The sequence below is a fragment of the Streptomyces sp. NPDC014656 genome (genome assembly GCF_043084305.1).
Lineage (GTDB): Bacteria > Actinomycetota > Actinomycetes > Streptomycetales > Streptomycetaceae > Streptomyces.
The window spans coordinates 68,276-85,571 of the sequence record NZ_JBIBZN010000001.1 but is presented as its reverse complement, the minus strand read 5'-3'; the positions used below and the strand labels follow the sequence as shown (position 1 = coordinate 85,571).

Annotated in this window: 18 protein-coding genes; 3 read left to right on the top strand and 15 right to left on the bottom strand. The window is 74.6% G+C overall.

The features are described from left to right. Window positions 1–64 precede the first annotated feature (64 nt). The 9 genes from ACF1ED_RS00405 to ACF1ED_RS00365 all read right to left on the bottom strand — a co-directional run bounded on the left by ACF1ED_RS00405 (window position 65) and on the right by ACF1ED_RS00365 (window position 9,182). Window positions 65–844 (bottom strand): exodeoxyribonuclease III, encoded by a 780-nt coding sequence (locus tag ACF1ED_RS00405; protein ID WP_391756142.1) that lies wholly within the window; start codon window positions 842–844, stop codon window positions 65–67. Between the two features lie 45 nt (window positions 845–889). Next, complete coding sequence (locus ACF1ED_RS00400) at window positions 890–1,522, bottom strand: MBL fold metallo-hydrolase (protein ID WP_391756141.1); 633 nt, start codon at window positions 1,520–1,522, stop codon at window positions 890–892. Between the two features lie 53 nt (window positions 1,523–1,575). Then, the gene (locus tag ACF1ED_RS00395; protein ID WP_391756140.1) at window positions 1,576–2,841 is read right to left on the bottom strand and encodes an alpha/beta fold hydrolase; all 1,266 of its coding nucleotides are present in this window, start codon (window positions 2,839–2,841) and stop codon (window positions 1,576–1,578) included. 100 nt (window positions 2,842–2,941) lie between these two features. After that, complete coding sequence (locus ACF1ED_RS00390) at window positions 2,942–4,378, bottom strand: DEAD/DEAH box helicase (RefSeq protein WP_391756139.1); 1,437 nt, start codon at window positions 4,376–4,378, stop codon at window positions 2,942–2,944. A 104-nt stretch (window positions 4,379–4,482) separates the two neighbouring features. Further along, window positions 4,483–5,097, bottom strand: a complete 615-nt coding sequence (locus ACF1ED_RS00385; protein ID WP_391756138.1) for a hypothetical protein — start codon at window positions 5,095–5,097, stop codon at window positions 4,483–4,485. After that, on the bottom strand, window positions 5,094–6,257 hold the full coding sequence (locus tag ACF1ED_RS00380) for an ROK family glucokinase (RefSeq protein WP_391756137.1): 1,164 nt from the start codon (window positions 6,255–6,257) through the stop codon (window positions 5,094–5,096). Before ACF1ED_RS00380 ends, ACF1ED_RS00385 begins: the two co-directional genes overlap by 4 nt. Before the next feature lie 56 nt (window positions 6,258–6,313). Further along, window positions 6,314–7,108, bottom strand: coding sequence for an ATP-binding cassette domain-containing protein (locus ACF1ED_RS00375; protein ID WP_391756136.1), 795 nt, complete (start codon window positions 7,106–7,108; stop codon window positions 6,314–6,316). Further along, the gene (locus ACF1ED_RS00370) at window positions 7,105–8,166 is read right to left on the bottom strand and encodes an ABC transporter permease (protein WP_391756135.1); all 1,062 of its coding nucleotides are present in this window, start codon (window positions 8,164–8,166) and stop codon (window positions 7,105–7,107) included. Before ACF1ED_RS00370 ends, ACF1ED_RS00375 begins: the two co-directional genes overlap by 4 nt. Next, the gene (locus ACF1ED_RS00365) at window positions 8,163–9,182 is read right to left on the bottom strand and encodes a sugar ABC transporter substrate-binding protein (protein ID WP_391756134.1); all 1,020 of its coding nucleotides are present in this window, start codon (window positions 9,180–9,182) and stop codon (window positions 8,163–8,165) included. The genes ACF1ED_RS00370 and ACF1ED_RS00365 overlap by 4 nt, the downstream gene beginning before the upstream one ends. Window positions 9,183–9,376: 194 nt before the next feature. On the opposite strand from ACF1ED_RS00365, the gene ACF1ED_RS00360 reads away from it, so the two are divergent. Beyond that, the gene (locus tag ACF1ED_RS00360; RefSeq protein ID WP_391756133.1) at window positions 9,377–10,369 is read left to right on the top strand and encodes a Gfo/Idh/MocA family oxidoreductase; all 993 of its coding nucleotides are present in this window, start codon (window positions 9,377–9,379) and stop codon (window positions 10,367–10,369) included. Window positions 10,370–10,477: 108 nt separating this feature from the next. On the opposite strand, the gene ACF1ED_RS00355 is transcribed toward ACF1ED_RS00360, so the two are convergent. From ACF1ED_RS00355 to ACF1ED_RS00345, 3 genes are read right to left on the bottom strand one after another with little or no spacing between them, the layout of a single operon-like run. Further along, window positions 10,478–10,894 (bottom strand): PaaI family thioesterase, encoded by a 417-nt coding sequence (locus ACF1ED_RS00355; RefSeq protein ID WP_391756132.1) that lies wholly within the window; start codon window positions 10,892–10,894, stop codon window positions 10,478–10,480. Window positions 10,895–10,904: 10 nt separating this feature from the next. Continuing rightward, the gene (locus tag ACF1ED_RS00350) at window positions 10,905–11,591 is read right to left on the bottom strand and encodes a response regulator (protein ID WP_391756131.1); all 687 of its coding nucleotides are present in this window, start codon (window positions 11,589–11,591) and stop codon (window positions 10,905–10,907) included. Then, window positions 11,588–12,802: a sensor histidine kinase gene (locus ACF1ED_RS00345; RefSeq protein ID WP_391756130.1), complete on the bottom strand. Its 1,215-nt coding sequence runs from the start codon at window positions 12,800–12,802 to the stop codon at window positions 11,588–11,590. The genes ACF1ED_RS00350 and ACF1ED_RS00345 overlap by 4 nt, the downstream gene beginning before the upstream one ends. Before the next feature lie 144 nt (window positions 12,803–12,946). Here ACF1ED_RS00345 and ACF1ED_RS00340 point away from each other — a divergent pair, with 144 nt between their 5' ends. Next, complete coding sequence (locus tag ACF1ED_RS00340) at window positions 12,947–13,171, top strand: hypothetical protein (RefSeq protein ID WP_391756129.1); 225 nt, start codon at window positions 12,947–12,949, stop codon at window positions 13,169–13,171. A 222-nt stretch (window positions 13,172–13,393) separates the two neighbouring features. Here ACF1ED_RS00340 and ACF1ED_RS00335 read toward each other — a convergent pair whose 3' ends face one another. Both ACF1ED_RS00335 and ACF1ED_RS00330 read right to left on the bottom strand, forming a co-directional pair. Continuing rightward, entirely contained in the window at window positions 13,394–14,365 is a 972-nt protein-coding gene (locus ACF1ED_RS00335) for a DMT family transporter (RefSeq protein ID WP_391756128.1), read from the bottom strand. A 114-nt stretch (window positions 14,366–14,479) separates the two neighbouring features. Further along, window positions 14,480–15,091, bottom strand: a complete 612-nt coding sequence (locus tag ACF1ED_RS00330) for a dihydrofolate reductase family protein (protein WP_391756127.1) — start codon at window positions 15,089–15,091, stop codon at window positions 14,480–14,482. A gap of 177 nt (window positions 15,092–15,268) precedes the next feature. On the opposite strand from ACF1ED_RS00330, the gene ACF1ED_RS00325 reads away from it, so the two are divergent. Next, a complete protein-coding gene (locus ACF1ED_RS00325; RefSeq protein ID WP_391756126.1) occupies window positions 15,269–16,009 on the top strand; it encodes an SDR family NAD(P)-dependent oxidoreductase in 741 nt (246 codons plus the stop codon). A 166-nt stretch (window positions 16,010–16,175) separates the two neighbouring features. Here the strand turns inward: ACF1ED_RS00325 and alc are convergent, their stop codons facing one another. Further along, window positions 16,176–17,294, bottom strand: coding sequence for an allantoicase (gene alc, locus ACF1ED_RS00320; RefSeq protein ID WP_391756125.1), 1,119 nt, complete (start codon window positions 17,292–17,294; stop codon window positions 16,176–16,178). Window positions 17,295–17,296: the final 2 nt, after the last annotated feature.

Below are 17,296 nucleotides of genomic sequence, written 5' to 3'. Positions count from 1 at the left end.
CACCCGCCGGTCCACCACCCGGCGCGCGGAGATCGTCCGGGCGCCGGGGCGGGCCGCCCCGGGGTCAGAGGTCGAGGTCGACGACGACCGGGGCGTGGTCGGAGGCGCCCTTGCCCTTCCGCTCCTCGCGGTCGACGTAGCTGTCCTTCACGGCCTTCGCGAAGGACTCGTTGCCGTACACCAGGTCGATGCGCATGCCCTTGTTCTTGGGGAAGGCGAGCTGGCGGTAGTCCCAGTACGTGTACGGGTGGTCGTACTTGAGCGGGCGCGGCACGACGTCGGTGAGGCCGGTCTCGCGCAGGCCGGCGAGGGCCTCGCGCTCGGGCGCGGTGACGTGGGTGGCGCCCTCGAAGAGGGAGACGTCCCAGACGTCGGCGTCGGCCGGGGCGATGTTGTAGTCGCCGAGGACGGCGAAGGGGCGCTCGCCGGCCGCGTCCTCGCCGACGGCGGCCTTCAGCGCCTCCAGCCAGCGCAGCTTGTAGGCGTAGTGCTCGTGGGTGATCTCCCGGCCGTTCGGCACGTAGACCGACCAGACGCGGACCGGGCCGCAGGTCGCGGAGACCGCGCGGGGCTCCTGCACCCCGTCGTACTCGGGGCCGCCGGGCAGACCGGACACGACGTCGTCGAGGCCGACGCGGGAGAGGAGGGCCACGCCGTTCCACCTGCCGGTGGCGTTGACCGCCGACTCGTAGCCCAGCGCGCGCAGCTCGTCGGCGGGGAACTGCTCGGCGCCGCACTTGGTCTCCTGGATGCACAGCACGTCGGTGCCGCTGCTCTCCAGCCAGGCCAGCAGCCGGGGCAGCCGAGCGGTGATCGAATTGACGTTCCAGGTGGCGATGCGCATGGCGCCCAGCCTAACGGCGGGCACCGACAGCGGCCCGGACGCCGCTCACAGCCGGGCGGATCCGCCGGGCGCGAGCCGCTGGTGGTCGGTGCCGCCGAGCGCGCCGATCTGCCGGTCGTAGATCGGCCGGGCCAGGTCGGTCAGGAGGGCGTCGTGGATGTCGTACGCCCGGCGGGGCTTGACCTCGCGGACGTAGTCGATCACCTCGGAGATCTTGTTCCACGGCGCCATCACCGGCAGCAGCAGGGTGTCCACCGGGCGGCCGGGGACGGTGAGGGCGTCCCCGGGGTGGAAGACGGCGCCGTCGACGAGGAAGCCGACGTTGGTGACGCGCGGCATGTCCGGGTGGATCACGGCGTGCAGCTCGCCGTGGACCTCGATGTCGAAGCCGGCGGCGGTGAAGGCGTCGCCGTGCCCGACGGTGTGCACCCGGCCGGGGAAAGCGGCGGCGAGCTGGTCGGCGACGCTGCGCAGGGTCCAGATCTCGGCGGCCGGATTCGCCTCCAGGGCGGCGCGCAGCCGCCCCTCGTCGAAGTGGTCCGGGTGCTCGTGGGTGACGAGGAGCGCGTCGGCGCCGAGCCCGGCGTCCTCCTCCGTGAACATCCCGGGATCGAGGACGAGCGTCCGCCCCTCCTTCTCCAGCCGGACGCAGGCATGGGACTTCTTCGTCAGCTTCACGGCCTCACCCTACGCCGGGCGTGCGGGCCCGGCTCGGGCGGACGCGGACCGGGCTACGCGGGTGGCGTGGTCTCCTCCGTGATGACGCGGCCGACCACGGCGAGGGCGGTCTCGGCGGCCGGCAGGCCGCAGTAGACCGCGGTGTGGAGCACGATCTCGCGGATCTCGGCGGGCGAGAGGCCGTTGCGGAGGGCGGCGCGGGTGTGGTCGGCGAGCGCCTCGCGGTGGCCGCCGGCGACGAGGGCCGTGAGGGTGACGACGCTGCGGGTGCGCCGGTCGAGGCCCTCCCGGGCCCAGACCTCGCCCCAGGCGTAGCGGGTGACGAGCTCCTGGAAGTCGGCGGCGTCCCCGTCGGCGAGCGCGCGGTCGACGTGGGCGTCGCCGAGGATCTCGCGGCGGAGCCCGAGCCCCTTCTCGTACGGGTCGGGGCGGGCGGCCGGGGCCTCCTCGCCGTCCTCGGGGGCGGCCGGGGCGGCGACGGGCTCGGAGGCGGCCGGGGCGGGGACCGGCGGCGGCACGGCGAGGGTGCCGCTCGTCTCGTGGGAGGTCGCCGAGAAGTGCTCCAGGAGCAGGTCGGTCACGGCGGCCGGCTGCTCGACGGGGGCGAGGTGGGAGGCGCCCGGGACGACGGCCAGCTTGGCGTCGGCGATGCCGGCGACGAGGGTGCGGGCCTCGGCGGGGCCGGTGACCCGGTCCTCCGAGCCGACCAGGACGAGCGCGGGCACCCCGATGGAGCCGAGGGCGGCCCGTACGTCGAAGAGGGCGAGGGCCTCGCAGGCGGCGACGTAGCAGGGGGCGTCGGTGGTCCGCACCATCTGGACGGCCCAGTCGACGATGGCGGGCTGGTTGGCGGCGAAGTGCGGGGTGAACCACTGCTCGGGCGCGGTGCGGGCCATCGGCTCCAGGCCGTTGGCCCGCACCACGACGCCGCGCTGGCGGAACTCGTCGGCGGTGCCGAACCTCGGCGCGGTGGCGACCAGGGCCAGGGACGCGACCCGGTGCGGGGCGCGCAGGGCGAGGTCCAGGCCGACGGCGCCGCCGAGGGAGCAGCCGGCGTAGCCGAAGCGCTGGATGCCGAGGGCGTCGAGGGTGGCGAGGACGCGGTCCCCGAGCTCCGCGACGGAGGTGAAGGGCTGCGCGGGCGCACCGCCGTGGCCGGGCAGGTCGAAGCGGACGACGCGCCGCTCCCGGACCAGCTCCGGGATCTGGCGGTCCCACATGTGGAAGGTGGTGCCCAACGAGGGGCCCAGGACCAGGACCGGCGCGTCCTCGGGGCCGTCGACTCGGTATTGCAGGGTGTTCGTCGGTGTCTCACTCACTCGCCCGACCCTCTCATCTCTTCGGTTCCCGTGGGGCGCCGGGGCGGGATTCGCGGGATCCGAAGGGCCGGGAGGGCGGGGCGGGCCGGGCTTCGGGAGATCAGTGGCCGCGGCGGACGCGGGCGGCCCTGCGGGCCTCGGCCAGCTTCCGCTCCTCGGCGGACCGGCGGGACTCGTTCTTGGCGCGGCCGGGCTTGCCGGGGACGGTGCCCATGCCGCGGAACTGCGCGCCGCCGCGCTTGGCGCGCTCGGTGCTGGGGGCGCTGCCGTCGACGGGGACGCCGGAGGGGGCCTTGGCGCCGGTGATGCGGCTGAGCTCGGCCTCGCCGGAGCGGACCTGGGTGACCGCGGGCCGGAGTCCGGCGTCCGCCATGAGGCGGAGCACGTCCTTGCGCTGGTCGGGCAGGACCAGGGTGACCACGGTGCCGGAGCCGCCGGCGCGGGCGGTGCGGCCGCCGCGGTGCAGGTAGTCCTTGTGGTCGGCGGGCGGGTCGACGTTCACGACGAGGTCGATGTCGTCGACGTGGATGCCGCGGGCGGCGACGTTGGTGGCGACGAGGACGGGCACCTCGCCGCTGCGGAACCGCTCCAGGGTGCGGGTCCGCAGGGGCTGGGACTTGTCGCCGTGCAGGGCGGCGGCGCGGACGCCGCTGCCGCGCAGGTGGGCGGTGAAGCGGTCGACGGCCGCCTTGGTCGACAGGAACATGATCACGCGGCCTTCGCGGGCGGCGATCTCGGTGGCGGTGGCGAACTTGTCGGCGCCGTGCACCTGGAGGACGTGGTGCTCCATGGTGGCGTGGGCGGCGGCCGAGGGGTCGACCGAGTGGACGACCGGGTCGTGCAGGTAGCGCTCGACCAGGAGGTCGACGTTCTTGTCGAGGGTGGCGGAGAACAGCATCCGCTGGCCCCCGTCGCGGACCAGGTCGAGCAGGGCGGTGACCTGGTCCATGAAGCCCATGTCGGCCATCTGGTCGGCCTCGTCGAGGACGGTGATCTCCACCCGGTCGAGGCGGGCGTCCTTGCGCTCGACGAGGTCCATGAGGCGGCCGGGGGTGGCGATGACGACCTCGGCCCCGTCGCGCAGGGCGGTGGCCTGCCGTCCGATCGACATGCCGCCGACGACGGCGGCGAGCCGCAGCCTCAGCGCGGCGGCGTACGGGGCGAGCGCGTCGGTGACCTGCTGGGCCAGCTCGCGGGTGGGGACCAGGACCAGCGCGCGGGGCCTGCGCGCCTCGGCCCGGCTGCCGGCGAGCCGGGCCAGCAGCGGCAGCCCGAAGGCGAGCGTCTTGCCGGACCCGGTCCGGCCGCGCCCGAGCACGTCCCGCCCGGCGAGGGCGTTCGGCAGGGTGGCGGCCTGGATCGGGAAGGGCGTGACGACGCCCTGGGCGGTGAGCAGTTCCCGTACCTCGGGGGGCAGCCCGAGCTCGTCGAAGGAGGCGACGGCGGGCAGGGCCGGGGTGTGGCTGACCGGCTGCGCGAAGTCGTCCTTGGAGGCGGCGGGGCGGGGGCTGTGGTCCGGGCGGGAGGAACGGTTCATGGGGTCCATTGTGGGTCACCGCCGGCGTCCGGGGCCCCGGCGGCGGGGGCGGGGCCCGTGGGGACCGGGGCCGCCGGGAGCCGGGCCGTCCGGTCCGGGGGCCGTCAGGGGCTGGTCGTGGAGACCGCGAAGACGCGGGGGAAGGCCGGGTCCGTGAGGTCGACGGTGATGTCGGTGGACGGGCGGGGGTCCTCGCGGTCGACCGTGGTGCCCGACCAGGTCAGGCCGTCGGGGAAGGTCCAGCCGACGATGCCGGCGTCCCGGTCGGAGACGGTGATCAGACCGGGGGTGAGCGCGGAGCGGCCGGTGCCCGATTCGGCGAGGAAGGTGTCGAGGCCGGTCGCCGTGGTGGTGAACTGCACGTACAGCCGGCTGGTCTTCCAGTTGCTGGTCTCGTAGTAGGCGACGCCGGATGCGCCCGCCGGGACGGGGACCTCGAAGACCCGGCGCTTCATCAGCGAGGGCCAGTTGTCCTGGAGGCCGACGACGGAGGACTCGCGCTCCTTGTCGAGGCCGCTCTCCCGGCTCTGGCCCGCGGAGATCACCAGGTAGCCGGCGGGGATGCCGACGAGCAGGACGATGATGACCGCCGTCAGCCAGCGGCGGCGGATCATGCGGCCCCGGTACTCCGGCAGCCGTCCCCCGGGCGGCCGCTGCTCGGGGAGCAGCTCCTCGGGGGGTCCGGCCGGCGGGCCGGCGGGCGGGGGGCGCAGGGTCATGAGGCGGGGTCCTCGGTGCCGCGGGAGCCGCGCCCGTGGGTGCCGGGGCGGAAGGCCTGCGCGTAGCGCTCGTACCGCTCGTAGCGCTCCACCCGGCGCCGGTTGGCGCGGCGGAAGCGGCGGGCGACGAGCCGGGCGAGGTCGGCGGCGCCGACCATGCCGGCCTCGGGGCCGAGCTGGGCGCGGGTGATCCGGGCCTCGGGGCGGTAGCCGCGGCCGGTGAGGTGGCGGCGGAAGGCGTCCCTGGCGGGGCCGATGAGCAGGTCGTCGGCGGCGGAGACGCCGCCGCCGATGACGAAGCAGGAGGGGTCGAGGGCGGCGGCGAGGTTGGCGATGCCGACGCCGAGCCACTGGCCGATGTCCTGGAGGAGCTCGACGCACATGGCGTCGCCCTCGCGGGCCAGCTCGGTGATGAGCGGGCCGGTGATCTCGGGGATGTTCCCCTTGACCCGCTCGATGATCCCGTACGCCACCGGGGAGTCGGCGGCGGCCAGCTCGCGGGCCTCGCGGACCAGGGCGTTGCCGGAGCTGTACTGCTCCCAGCAGCCGCGGTTGCCGCAGGGGCAGCGGTGGCCGCCGGGCACGACCTGCATGTGGCCGAACTCGCCGGCGACGCCGTACTTGCCCCGCTTGACCTTGCCGTCCTCCAGGATGGCGCCGCCGATGCCCGTACCGAGGGTGATCATGACGAGGTGGTCCTCGCCGCGTCCGGCGCCGAAGCGCCATTCGGCCCAGGCGGCGGTGTTCGCGTCGTTGTCGACCATGACGGGGACGGCGAGGCGGTCCTGGAGGGCGTCCCGGAGGGGTTCGTTGCGCCAGGCGAGGTGGGGGGCGAAGAGGACGCGGGCCCGGTCGGCGTCGACCCAGCCGGCGGCGCCGATGCCGACGGCGTGCACGTCGTGCCGGTCGGAGAGGTCCAGGACCAGTTCGACGATGGTGTCCTCGACGACCTTGGGGCTCTTGGACTTGTCGGGGGTCTCGGTGCGGATCTTCTCCAGGATGGTGCCGTCGGCGTCGACGACGCCCGCCATCACCTTGGTCCCGCCGATGTCGATGCCCACCGTCGGCACCCGGGGCGCCGACAGGTGGGAGCGCCGCTCGCGGGTGCCGACGGTCCGCAGGACGCCGCCCCGGGCGGCCGGGTCACGGTAGGTGTTCATCGGGTCGATTCTGCCAGGAGGGGCACCGGGTCCGCGTGAGGAGAACCCGGGGCGGGTCACGGGCCGGCGGGCCGCTCCAGCTCGTGGCGGAGGTCGTCGAGCTCGCTGCCGCCCGCCATCTGCCGGGTCAACTCGTCGAGCGTCACCGAGTCCTTGGTGTGGCTCGCGGCCATCACCCCGCGCTTGAGCAGCACGAACCGGTCGCCGACGAGGAAGGCGTGGTGGGGGTTGTGGGTGATGAGGACCACGCCGAGGCCCTGGTCGCGGGCGGCGGCGACGTACTTGAGGACGACGCCGGACTGCTTGACGCCGAGGGCGGCGGTCGGCTCGTCGAGGACGAGGACCTTGGCGCCGAAGTGGACGGCGCGGGCGATGGCCACGCACTGGCGCTCGCCGCCGGAGAGGGTGCCGATGGGCTGGTCGACGTCCCGGAGGTCGATGCCCATGCGGAGCAGCGCCTCGCGGGTGGTGGTCCGCATCAGCTCGGTGTCGAGCCGCTTGAGGGGGCCCTTGCCCTTCGTGGGCTCGGAGCCGAGGAAGAAGTTCCGCCAGACCGGCATCAGGGGGACGACGGCGAGGTCCTGGTAGACGGTGGCGATGCCCCGGTCGAGGGCGTCGCGGGGGTTGGCGAGGGAGACCTCCTCGCCCTCGACGCGGAAGGTGCCGGCGTCGTGCCGGTGCAGTCCGGCGACGATCTTGATGAGGGTGGACTTGCCGGCGCCGTTGTCGCCGAGGACGCAGGTGATCTCCCCGGCCCTGACCTCCAGGGAGACCCCTTCGAGGGCGCGGATGTTGCCGTAGTACTTGCTGACGTCGTCCAGCTGCACCAGGGGGGCGGTGTCGGTCGTCACTTGGTGGCCTCCACGCGCTTGCGGATCCAGGCGTTCAGCAGGGTCGCGAGCAGCAGCATCGCGCCCAGGAAGAACTTGAACCAGTCGGGGTTCCACTCGGCGTAGACGATGCCCTTGCTGGTCATGCCGAAGATGAGGGCGCCGACGGCGGAGCCGATGGCCGAGCCGTATCCGCCGGTGATGAGGCAGCCGCCGATGACGGCCGCGATGATGTAGATCAGTTCGTTGCCGACGCCTTCGCCGGACTGCACGACGTCGAAGGAGAACAGCAGGTGCTGGCCGGCGATCCAGGCGCAGAAGGCCACGCCCGTGTAGAGGCCGATCTTGGTCCGGTGGACCGGGACGCCGACCGCGCGGGCCGCGTCGGCGCCGCCGCCGACGGCGAAGATCCAGTTGCCGAAGCGGGTGCGGAGCAGGATCCAGGTGGCCACCGCCACCAGGCCGAGCCACCACAGGATGGTGACCTTCAGCTCGACGCCGCCGACGGTGAGGGTGGAGGCGAAGACGGAGTGGGCGGAGGGGAAGCCCTCCATGTCGGCGATCGACTTGGTCGAGACGGTGCCGGCGATCAGCTTGGTGAGGCCCAGGTTCAGGCCGGTGAGCATGAGGAAGGTGCCGAGCGTGATGATGAAGCTGGGCAGTTTCGTCCGGGTCAGCATGAAGCCGTTGAAGGCGCCGACGGCCAGGGTGACCAGGAGCGAGACGCCGACGCCGACCCACACGTTCGCGGTCATCTGGTAGCTGAACATCGAGGACACCAGCGCCGAGCTGGTCACCAGGACGCCGGCGGAGAGGTCGAACTCGCCGCCGATCATCAGCAGCGCGACGGGGACGGCCATGATGCCGAGGGTGGAGGCCGCGTAGAGGACGGTGCCGAGGCTGGAGGGGCGCAGGAAGCTGTCGGCGACGACCGCGAAGAAGACGAAGACGGCGATCGCGCCGACGACCGAGCCCAGCTCGGGGCGGGCCAGGAGCTTCTTCAGCGGGGTGGTGCGCAGCAGCCGTTCGTCGACGTGGTCGACGCCGTCGCCTCCCGCGGGGGGTGCGGTGGCGCTCATCGGGTCCCCCGCTCCGCGTACTGCTTCAGGGCCCCGGCCTGGTCCTTGGTGATGATCTGCGGTCCGGTGAGGACGGGCTTGCCGCCGCCGAGGACGTCGGCGTTGTAGCGGTAGAGCCAGAGCAGGTCGACGGCCTCGTAGCCCTGGAGGTAGGGCTGCTGGTCGACGGCGAAGCCGAGGGTGCCGTCGGCGAGGGCGGTGGCGACCTTGGCGTTGAGGTCGAAGGTGTCGACCTCGGCCTTGCTGCCGGTGCTCTTCACGGCCTGCGCGGCGGCGTCGGCGAAGGGGGCGCCGAGGGTGACGACGGCGTCGACGTCCTTGTCGGCCTGGAGCTTGGCCTCGATGGACGCCTTCACGTCGGGCATGTTGGTGCCGTCGACGTAGAGGTTGACCAGTTCGCCGCCGAAGGTCTCCTTCGTGCCGGCGCAGCGCTGCTCGTGGCCGACGTTGCCCTGCTCGTGCAGGACGCAGAGGGCCTTCTTCCGTCCGCGCTTCGTCAGCTCCTCGCCGACGGCCTCGCCGGCGACGGTCTCGTCCTGCCCGATGTGGGTGAGGGCGCCGAAGGCCTTGGACTGGTCGGCGCCGGAGTTCACGGTGACCACCGGGATGCCGGCCCTGACGGCCTTCTCGACGGCGGCCTTCATGGCGTCGGGCTTGGCGAGGGTGACGATGAGCCCGTCGACGCCCTTGGCGACGTACGAGTCGATCAGCTGCGCCTGCTGCTGGGCCTCGTCGCTGTGGGCGTAGAGGAAGTTGATGTTGTCCTTGGCGGCGGCCTGTTCGGCACCGTTCTGGACGATGTCCCAGAAGGTGTCCCCGTCGCCCGAGTGGGTCACCATCGCGAAGGTCCAGCGGGGGGTGTCCACGGCCGCCCGGCCCTGGGCCGCGGCCGCCTTGCGGGCGTCCTCCGCCCGCTTGCCGCCCGTGCTGCTGCACCCGGCGAGCGCTCCCGTGAGCGCGAGTGCGAGCACGGCGCCGATCGCGGCGCGTACCCCTCCTGTCCGAAACCTGGTCACGAGGCCGTGCCCTCCTTTATGTCCTTCTGCGTGCATTGCAGTATCGGTCATGCGGGTCCCGCCGCTCGTCAGGGGGCCCTACCCCGCTCCGGCGGGACCTACGTACGGACCATCGAAGGCGGCCCGAAGGGGCGGCGGCGGGGCACGTCGTGGTGACCTTGACACCGCCCCGACGGGCAGCCCACGGTGGGGCCATGCGCATCGGACTCATCGGTACGGGCCGGATCGGGAGCTTCCACGCGGGGGTGCTCGCCCGGCATCCGGGGGTCGGCTCGCTGGTCCTCGCCGACGCCGACGCGGCGCGGGCGGGGGCGGTGGCGGCGGCGGTGGGCGCCGAGGCCGCGCCGGACGTGGCGGCGCTGCTCGGCCGGGGCCTGGACGCGGTGGTGATCGCCTCGGCGACGGCCGCGCACGCGGAGCTGATCGCCCGGGCCGCGCGGGCGGGCCTGCCGGCCTTCTGCGAGAAGCCGATCGCCCTGGACGTGCCGGGCACGCTGGCCGCGCTGGCCGCGGTGGCGGAGGCGGGCACCGAGCTCCAGCTGGGGTTCATGCGGCGCTTCGACGCCGGCTACCGCGCGGCCCGGGAGGCCGTCCGGGCGGGCCGGCTGGGGAGGCTGCACACCGTGCGGACGGTGACCTCGGACCCGGAGCCGCCGCCCGCCGCCTATCTGCCGCTCTCCGGCGGCCTCTTCCGGGACTGCATGGTCCACGACGTCGACGTCGTGCGCTGGGTGACCGGCCGGGAGGTGGTGGAGGTGTACGCGCGCGGCGCGGACGCGGGTCCGGCGATGTTCCGCGAGGCCGGTGACGTGGACACGGCCGCCGCGCTGCTCACCCTGGACGACGGCACGCTGGTGACCGCGACCGCGACCCGCTGCAACGGCGCCGGCTACGACGTGCGGATGGAGCTGGCGGGCGACCGCGACCAGCTGGTGGTGGGCCTGGACGAGCGCACCCCGCTCACCTCGCTGGAGCCGCACTCCGCCGCTCCCCCGCCCAAGCCGTGGCCCGGTTTCCTGGAGCGCTTCGCCCCCGCGTACGAGGCGGAGCTGGACGCCTTCGTCCGGCTGGTGCGCGGCGAGGGCCCCAACGCGTGCGACGGCCGGGAGGCCCTGGCGGCCCTGCGGGTAGCGGACGCGTGTGAACGCTCCCGGCGGGAGGGCCGTCCGGTGCGGGTGGACGGATAGCGCCGGGATCCATCCGCTCCGGGACGGACAGCGGCGGGATCCATCCGCTCCGGGACGGACAGCGGCCCTGTCCGTCCGGCCCCGCGTCCGGACGGATGGCGCCGGGTTCTAGCCGATCGTGCGGACGGTGCCCTGGGCGAGGGCGCAGAGGGTCTCGTCGCCCTCCTCGCCGACGGTGAGGAGCTCGCAGCGGACGACGGCCTGGCGGCGGCCGGCGTGGAGGACCTCGGCGCGGGCGCGGAGGGTGGCGCCGAGGGCCGGGCGGACGTAGTCGATGGAGTAGCCGGCGGTGAGGACGGCGGGACCGAGGACGGCGCCGGCGGCGAAGGTGATCGCGTTGTCGGCGGCGTACGAGAGGACCCCGCCGTGCACGAAGCCGTTCTGCTGGAGCAGGTCCTTCCCGATCGGGAGCTCCAGGGTGGCGCCGTCCTCGCCGAAGGCGGTGACGTCGGCGCCGAGGAGGCGGCTGAACGGCTGGGCCCGCAGGATCTCGCGCGCCGTGGACAGGGCGTCGGTGATGGTCACCCGCGCCACCCTACTCGCCGGTACGGTCCTGGGGGCCGTCTTCGAGGAGGCCGGCGTCGTGGACCAGGAGGGCGACCTGGACCCGGTTGTTGAGGCCGAGCTTGGCGAGCAGCCGGGAGACGTACGTCTTCACGGTGGGGACGCTCATGTACAGCTGGGCGGCGATCTCGGCGTTGGAGGCGCCGCGGCCGACGGCGAGGGCCACCTCCCGCTCGCGGTCGGCGAGTCCGGCGAGGCGCTCGGCGGCGGTGCTGCGCCGGGGCAGCGTCCCGGGCGCCCCGGCGACGTGGCTCATGAGCTGGCGGGTCACGGCCGGGGAGAGGACCGGGTCGCCCGCCGCGACCCGGAGGACCGCGCGGGCGATCTCGGCGGGCGCGGTGTCCTTGAGGACGAAGCCGGCGGCGCCGGCGCGCAGGGCGCGCAGCACCTGCTCGTCGGCGTGGAAGGTGGTCAGGACGATCACCTCGGGGGCGCCGGGGCGGGCCCGCAGCCGCTCGGTGGCGGTGAGTCCGTCGACGTGCGGCATGCGGATGTCCATGAGGACGACGTCGGGGGCGAGCCGGGCGACGAGGTCGGGGACCTCGCTGCCGTCGGAGCCCTCGCCGACGATCTCGATGGACTCGGCGCCGCCGAGCATCAGGGCGAGGCCCGCGCGGACCAGGGGGTCGTCGTCGACGAGGAGCAGCCGGATGGTCATGCGGGCCACGGTAGCCAGGCGGTGAGGGCGAACCCGCCGCCGGGGGTCGGGCCGTGGTCGAGGCGTCCGCCGGCGAGGGCGGCCCGCTCGGAGAGCCCGATGAGGCCCTGGCCGGAGCCGGGGACGTGCGGCACGGGCCCGCCGGGGGCGGGGTTGCGGACCTCGACGGTGAGCCCGTCGCCGGGCCGGCCGCCGAGGACGACGGTGACCTCGGCGCCGGGGGCGTGCTTGCGGGCGTTGGTGAGGCCCTCCTGGGCGATGCGGTAGACGGTGCGGCCGGTGGCGGCGGGCACCGAGCCGGGGTCGTCGACCGCGGATTCGAGGACGACCCGCATCCCGGCCGCGCGGGACTCGTCGACGAGCGCGCCGAGGGTGGCGAGGGTGGGCTGCGGCCGGTCGCCGCCGCCGTTCTCCTCCTCCGGGGCGCGCAGCACGCCGATGATCTCGCGCAGGTCCTGGAGGGCGTCGTGGGCGCTGTCGCGGATGACGCCGGCGGCGCGGGCGATCTGCTCGGGCGGGGCGTCGGGCCGGAACTCCAGGGCGCCGGCGTGGACGCTGAGCAGGGTGAGCCGGTGGGCGAGGACGTCGTGCATCTCGCGGGCGATGGCCTCGCGGGCCAGCCGCTGGGCCTGGGCGGCCCGCAGTTCGGCCTCCGACTCGGCCCGCTCGGCGCGCTCGCGCAGCGCCTCGACGAGCTGGCGGCGGGCCCGGACCAGCATGCCCCAGGCGGTGACGAGGAGGGTGAGGGCGACGCCGAGGACGATCCCGAGGGCGGCGCCGGTCTCGGGATCGGGCCGGACGAAGACGGTGGCGACGGCTCCGGCGAGGGCGAGCCCGACGATCCAGGCCACGTCCCGGAAGGGACGCCGGACGGCGACGCTGAACAGGCTCGCGAGCATGGCCCCGGCGGCGACCGGGACGAGCGCTCCGGCGACGGCGAGGACCGCGGCGAGCCCCACCGGCCACCTGCGGCGCAGCCAGAGCGCGCAGCAGGCCAGGGCGCCGGCGATCTGGTCCATGAGGTTGACGGGATCGCTGTGGTAGCGGGCGCTGGTGTCGAGGGCGACGAGCCCGAAGAACGCGGCGAGCAGGAAGACCAGGGTGTCGACGACCCAGTCGCGCACGGTGCGCCGGGGCCGGGCGGCCCTGGCCCCGCCCGGTGCGACCAGGTGGGAGGGGAGCAGCCACCGCTGCCGGTCCGTTCGGGTCATATCCGCAATGTACGCAGCCGGGGTCCGCCGCACCGGTCCCCGGCGTCCGGCCGCGACCTGAGTCGCACGGGTCGATACTTCGGTCGCGGGGCGGTGGACCGACGGCGGACGCGGGGGGCCGCGGGTCGCTCCCATGATCGTCACATGAGGAGATTTCTTGAGGTCAGCGGCTTTCTGCTCAGCGTCTTCGGGGTCTGCGGCGTGGTCCGCGAGCTGACGGACGGCTGGTTCTCGTTCATGGGCGCGACCCGCTTCCTGACGGACCACGTGTGGTTCCTGGAGGGGCGGGAGGTCTTCGCGAACATCGTGGTCGCGGTCCTCGGCCTGGTCCTGATGATCGTCTCGGACCGGGTGGAGAAGAGGACCTGACCCGCCGGGCGGAGGAGGCCGCCCGGCCCGCCGGGGAGGGAGGGGACGGCCCGGGTCGGGCGCGGTCCGTGCCGTCCGGGTGCTCCGCCACGCGGCGCGCGGCGGAGCCGCTCGCGTGGCCGGCGGAGCCCGGGGCGGGGCCGCGGCCCCGGGAACGGCGGGCGCGGTCGAGGAGCGTCAACCCGTGCCGGCGGTGCCGGCACGGGTTGACGTGATCACAACCTACTGGGCGTCGGCACCGCGGCGGCCCCAGGCCGTGCCGCCGAGGACCAGGACCGCGCCGGCCAGGCCGAGGACGCCCGGACGGTCGCCGGCGAGCGCGACGCCTGCGAGGGCGGCCCACAGCGGCTCCGTACCGAGCAGCAGGCTGACCCGGGACGGGGAGGTGCGGCGGACGGCCCACATCTGCACGAAGAAGGCGAAGAGCGTGCAGAAGACGGAGAGGAAGATCAGCCCGGCCCACTCGCGGGGCCCGAACTCCAGCGCCGCCGCCCAGGGGGTGACGCCGCCGCCGGCGGCGGCGAGGACGGCGAAGACGAGGACGGCGGTGCCGAGCTGGACGGTGGTCAGGGAGAGCGAGTCGGCCGACCGGACCGCCTTGATCCGGGCCATGGCGAGGACGTGCGCGGTCCTGGCCACCGCCGCCAGGAGGATCAGCACGTCGCCGGAGGAGGGCGCGGTGAAGCCCGCGCCCTGCGTCAGCAGGACGACACCGGTGACGGAGAGCGCGGCGGCGCCGAGGAAGCCGCGCGAGATGGGGGTCCCCCCCGCTTGAGCGGAGCCGAGGGCTCGGGGGATCGTCCGGGTGACGGCGGCCTCGGCGAGCGGGGTGAAGATCATGGTGAGGCTGATGATGAGGCCCGCGTTGGTGGCGGAGGTGTGGACGACGCCGTAGGTCTCCAGGAGGAAGATCCCGGCGAGGATCCCGCCGAGCAGGGCGGCGCCCCGCCACTGCGCGCCGGTCAGCGCCCGCAGCCCGCGCCACCCGGCGGCGACCAGGACGGGCACCACCAGCGCGAAGCGCAGCACGAGGACGGCGACGACGGTGTGGCTGGTGGTGATGCCCTTGGCGGCGAGGTAGCTGCCGCCCCAGAAGACGGCGACGAGCAGCAGCGGCAGGTCGGTGAGCCAGGCGCGGCGGCGGGCGGCGAGGGGGGCGGGTGCGGCGTACGGCGAAGCGGACGAAGCGGTCATGTCGGTCCGGGTCTCCAAGACTGCCGGCGGGGTGGAGACTTCGGCGGCTCGCACGCGGAACGATCACCGTACCCGGCGGTGCCGGTGGTGACTACACAAATCTTCTGGACCCGCTCAGGCGTAGCTGCCGTACTCCGGGCGGCCCGCGCGCTCGTACGTGTGGAGGGCGACGCCCGCGCCGGTGACGGTCGTCTCCGTGAGCCGGAAGGCGGTCGGGCGGGCCCCCTCGGCGAAGAGCCGGCGGCCGCTGCCGAGGACGACCGGGAAGACGTGCAGGTGGAGGGTGTCGATGAGGTCGTGGTCGAGGAGGGTGTGGGCGAGTCCCGCGCTGCCGTGCATCTGGATCTCGCCGTCGAGGCGCTCCTTGAGGGCGGCGACCTCCTGGACGACGTCACCGCGCAGCAGGGTGGTGTGCTCCCAGTCGGCGGAGTCGAGGGTGGTGGTGGCGACGTACTTGGGCAGGGCGTTGAGCTTGCTCGCGACGGGGTCGGACGGGTCGGTCCGCTTCGGCCAGTAGCCCGCGAAGATGTCGTAGGTGCGGCGGCCCAGGAGGAAGGCGGTGGGCCGGGCGAAGATCTCGTCGACGCGGCGGCCGAAGTCCTCGTCGCCGAAGGGCACGGACCAGCCGCCGTGCTCGAAGCCGCCGCTGCGGTCCTCGTCGGGGCCGCCCGGGGCCTGGTGGACGCCGTCGAGGGTGAGGAACTGGGTGAGGCTCAGGGTGGCCATGGCGGATGCCTTTCGTCGTTCGCTTCCATCGTGTTCCACCGGTGTCGACCGCGCCGGACGGCGGAACTCATCGGTCCCCCCGGCGAACGCGGTGTCCGATGGCCGCCAGCACGGGCCTCCCGCCCCGGGTTCCCTTGAATCCGCAACCAGTTGTGTGATCCGAGGAGGCAGGAAGCGATGTCCACGATGAACGGGACGGCGGTACTGGTGACGGGCGGCAGCCGCGGCATCGGCGCGGCGACGGCCGTGCGGCTCGCCCGGGAGGGCGCCGACGTGGCCTTCACCTACGTGCGGGACGAGGCGGCGGCGAAGGAGGTCGCGGCCCTCATCGAGGCGGCCGGCCGGCGGGCCCTGCCGCTGCGCGCCGACGCGGCCGACGCCGGGGACGCGGCGGGCGCGGTGCACCGGGCGGCGGACGACCTGGGGCGGCTCGACGTCCTGGTCAACAACGTCGGCATCGGCGTCCTCGGCCCGCTCTCCGAGCTGGCCCTCGCCGATGTGGACCGGGTGCTCGCGGTGAACGTCCGCGCGACCTTCCTCGCCTCCCAGGCGGCGGCGGAGCGGCTGCCGGACGGAGGCAGGATCGTCACCATCGGCACCTGCATGACCCGGCGGGTGCCGGGCCCCGGCGGCACGCTGTACACGATGAGCAAGTCGGCGCTGTCGGGCCTGAACCGGGCGCTGGCGCGCGAGCTGGGCGGGCGCGGGATCACCGCGAACCTCGTCCACCCGGGCCCGGTCGACACGGACCTCAACCCGGCGGACGGCCCGTACGCGGCCGGCCAGGCGGCCATGACGGCCCTGGGCCGCTTCGGCACCCCGGAGGAGGTGGCGGCGGCCGTCGCCTATCTGGCGGGCCCGGACGGGCGGTACGTGACGGGTGCCGAGCTGTCGGTGGACGGCGGCCACGCCGCGTGACGGAAAGAGGTTCGCGAGGGCGCACCGGTGCTGTCGGGTCGGTGCGCCCTCGCGGGCCGGGCGGGGTGTCGTACCCGCCCAGTCGGGGGCCCGGAGGGGTCTCCGGGCTCTTGCCGGGGGCCGGCCGGTGTCGGCCGGCCGGGCCCCCGGAGCCGTACGGCCCCGGTCAGCCGCCCAGCTCCTGGTGGCGGGCGGTGAGCCGGGCCGCGCCCGCCTCGGTCAGGGAGCCGAAGAGGCGGAGGCGGGAGATGCCGCCGTCCGGGTAGATGTCGATCCGCACCCGGGAGCCGACGGCCGGCGCGTCGAGCACGAAGCGGTGGTTGGTGTCGGGCTGGAGGCGGGTCCGGGGCAGGACCTCGGTCCAGTCCTCCGAGCCCTCGGCGGCCACGGAGAGCGCGGCCCAGCCGGCGCTGTTGCCCTTGAGGTAGGCGGTGTCGATCTCGACGGCGCGGATGGCGGACTCGGCGGCGAGGGAGTAGCGGATCCAGTCGTTGCCCTTGTCGCGGCGGCGGCGGGTCTCCCAGCCGTCGTCCATCTTGCGGGAGCGGCCGGGCTGGATGGTGTTGGTGGCCGGCGAGTAGAAGCGGTCGGAGGCGTCCTCGACCTGGCCGCCGTTCTCCAGGGCGGCGAGGTCGAAGGTGCCGAGGACGCCGAGCCAGGCCGGGTCGGGGGCCACCTCGCCGTACACGCGGAGGCGGGCGATGCCGCCGTCCGGGTGCTGGTTGACGCGGAGGTGGGTGAAGCGCTGCTCGACGTCGACGGCGAAGCCGTTGGCGGCGTGGCCGCCGACGGCGGTGCGCGGGACGAGGGTCGTCCACTTCACGTCGTCGGCGAGCAGGTCCTCGGGCGAGGGCGAGCCGGGTACGGACGTGGCCTCGACGGAGACGGCCTGCGGGTAGTTGCCGCGGAAGTGGGCGGTGTCGACGACGATGCCGCGGATCACGCCGGGGGCGCCGAGCCGGACCAGGGCCCAGTCGTGGTCCTCGGCGGTCGGGTGCGGCTCGGCGGCCGAGACGCCGCGCCGGCGGCGGGTCTCCCAGCCGTCCATGATCTTGCCCTTGTGGCCGAAGTGCTCGGGGTCGAACTCGGCGGCCCCGGGCTTCAGCAGGTTCTCGCGCTCGGCGAAGAACTCGTCGTTGGCGGCGATGACACCGGCGCCGAGGCGGCGGTCGGCCAGGTCCGCGTACCGGGTGAAGGGGAACTCGGCCGTGCGGTAGTCGGCGTACGGGTCGCCGCCGCCGAAGGGGCTGGCGTCGCCGGTGAAGGAGGGTATGCCGGTGCTCACGG